Origin of the sequence: Inquilinus limosus MP06 (assembly GCF_000767795.1) — a bacterium.
GTDB lineage: Bacteria > Pseudomonadota > Alphaproteobacteria > DSM-16000 > Inquilinaceae > Inquilinus > Inquilinus limosus_E.
On record NZ_JANX01000767.1, the window covers coordinates 1 to 2,384 of the forward strand.

At 67.8% G+C, this 2,384-nt stretch carries 2 protein-coding genes; both read left to right on the forward strand.

What is annotated here, in order from left to right; genetic code table 11:
• Positions 1-472 (forward strand): (d)CMP kinase (locus tag P409_RS32095; protein WP_034848171.1); only part of this gene is annotated, 472 nt, incomplete at its 5' end.
• Between the two features lie 124 nt (positions 473-596).
• A complete protein-coding gene (gene rpsA, locus P409_RS32100) occupies positions 597-2,321 on the forward strand; it encodes a 30S ribosomal protein S1 (RefSeq protein ID WP_034848173.1) in 1,725 nt (574 codons plus the stop codon).
• Positions 2,322-2,384 lie beyond the last annotated feature (63 nt).

A 2,384-nucleotide genomic window follows, 5' to 3' on the forward strand; every position in this document is an offset into this window, starting at 1 on the left:
CGCCGTGCTGGCGCTGGATCCGGCGGGCCTGGGCGACCCGGAGCTGCGCGGCGATGCCGCGGCCCAGGCCGCCAGCCGGGTGTCCGCCATCCCCGGCGTGCGAACCGCGTTGCTCGACTTCCAGCGCCGCTTCGCCGAGCGCCCGCCGGGGGCGGTGCTGGACGGGCGCGACATCGGCACCGTGATCTGCCCCGACGCCCAGGCGAAGATCTTCGTCACCGCCACGCTCGAAACCCGCGCCGCCCGGCGGTGGAAGGAGTTGCGGGAGCGCGGCCACGAGGTTATATACGACGAGGTCCTCGACGACCTGAGACAGAGAGACGAGCGCGATCGTCGCCGCGCCGTGGCCCCCTTGGTCCCGGCGAGCGACGCTTTTCTGTTGGATACAAGCCAGCTGACCGCGGACCAGGTGTTCGACCAGGCTCTGGCTTATGTGTCCCGCCGGATCGGCCCCCCGCGCGACGCCGTCTGACCCTCGGGCCGCCGTCGATCACCATGATGGAGATTCGGGCATCGGGCCCGGCCCGGCCATCGCGCTCTCCCAGGCGGGACGACCCGCCGGCGCGGCGACCGGTCTGTCTCTAACGGGAGTTTTCATGGCTACTAGTTCCGCCGCCGTCAAATCGACCGAGAAGGAAAGCTTCGCCGCCCTTCTCGAGGAATCGCTCGGCCAGTCCGAGAGCTTCGAGGGTACCGTCGTCAAGGGTCGGGTGATCTCGATCGACAACGACATGGTGCTGATCGATGTGGGGCTGAAGTCCGAGGGGCGCGTGGCGCTCAAGGAATTCGCCGTCCCCGGCCAGCCGGCCACGCTGGCCGAGGGCGACACCGTCGAGGTGTTCATCGAGCGCATGGAGGACAAGAACGGCGAGGCCGTCCTGTCCCGCGAGAAGGCCAAGCGTGAAGAGGCCTGGACCGCGCTCGAGAAGTCGTTCACCGATCAGCTGCGTGTCACCGGCGTGATCTTCGGCAAGGTCAAGGGCGGCTTCACCGTCGACCTGAACGGCGCCGTCGCCTTCCTGCCGGGCAGTCAGGTCGACATCCGGCCGGTGCGCGACATCAGCCCGCTGATGGGCACGCCGCAGCCGTTCCAGATCCTCAAGATGGACCGCTCGCGCGGCAACATCGTGGTGTCGCGTCGCGCCGTGCTCGAGGAGAGCCGCGCCGAGGCCCGCTCCGAGCTGGTCGCCAACCTCAAGGAAGGCCAGATCCTCGAGGGCGTGGTCAAGAACATCACCGATTACGGCGCCTTCGTCGATCTGGGCGGCGTGGACGGCCTGCTGCACGTCACCGACATCGCGTGGCGCCGCATCAACCACCCGTCCGAGGCGCTGCAGATCGGCCAGGCCGTCAAGGTCCAGGTCGTCCGCTTCAACCCGGAGACCCAGCGCATCAGCCTCGGCATGAAGCAGCTCGAGGCCGATCCGTGGGAGGGCGTGGTCGCCAAGTACCCGGCGGGTGCCCGCTTCCGCGGCCGCGTGACCAACATCACCGACTACGGCGCCTTCGTCGAGCTGGAGCCGGGCATCGAAGGCCTGGTCCATGTCTCGGAGATGAGCTGGACCAAGAAGAACGTCCATCCGGGCAAGATCGTCTCCACCTCCCAGGAGGTCGAGGTGATGGTGCTCGACGTCGATCCGGTGAAGCGCCGCATCAGCCTCGGGCTGAAGCAGTGCTTGCCGAACCCGTGGGAGGTGTTCGCCGAGAAGTACCCGGCCGGCACCGAGCTCGAGGGCGAGGTCAAGAACATCACCGAATTCGGCCTGTTTGTCGGCCTGCCGGGCGAGATCGACGGCATGGTTCACCTCTCCGACATCGCCTGGGACCGCTCGGGCGAAGAGGCGATCCAGGACTTCAAGAAGGGCGACCAGGTCAAGGTTAAGGTCCTCGACGTCGATGTCGAGAAGGAGCGCATCAGCCTCGGCATGAAGCAGCTCACCGAGGACACCTTCGAGAAGGCGGCCACCACCGGCGGCCTGCGCAAGGGTGAGGTCGTCACCGGCACGGTCACGGAAGTGAACGACGGCGGTGTCGAGGTCTCGGTCGGCGACGGCCTGGTCGGCTTCATCCGCAAGTCCGACCTGTCGCGCGACCGGTCGGAGCAGCGTCCGGACCGCTTTGCCGTCGGCGACAAGGTCGACGCCAAGGTGATGCAGGTCGACCGCGCCGCCCGCAAGGTGTCGCTCTCGATCAAGGCGAAGGAAGTCGAGGAAGAGAAGCAGGCGATGGCCGAGTACGGTTCGTCCGACTCCGGCGCCTCGCTGGGCGACATCCTCGGCGCCGCGCTCCGCAAGGCGCGCGAGAACACCGAAGAGAAGTAAGCAAGGGCCTCACGGCCCGAGCCGGGCCCGCCTCCGCAGGGAGGCGGGCCTTTTCTTTTGGGT

What these genes read in the sequence shown, in the direction of transcription:
- rpsA (WP_034848173.1), top strand. Translation starts at nt 597, where the DNA reads ATGGCTACTAGTTCCGCCGCCGTCAAATCGACCGAGAAGGAAAGCTTC.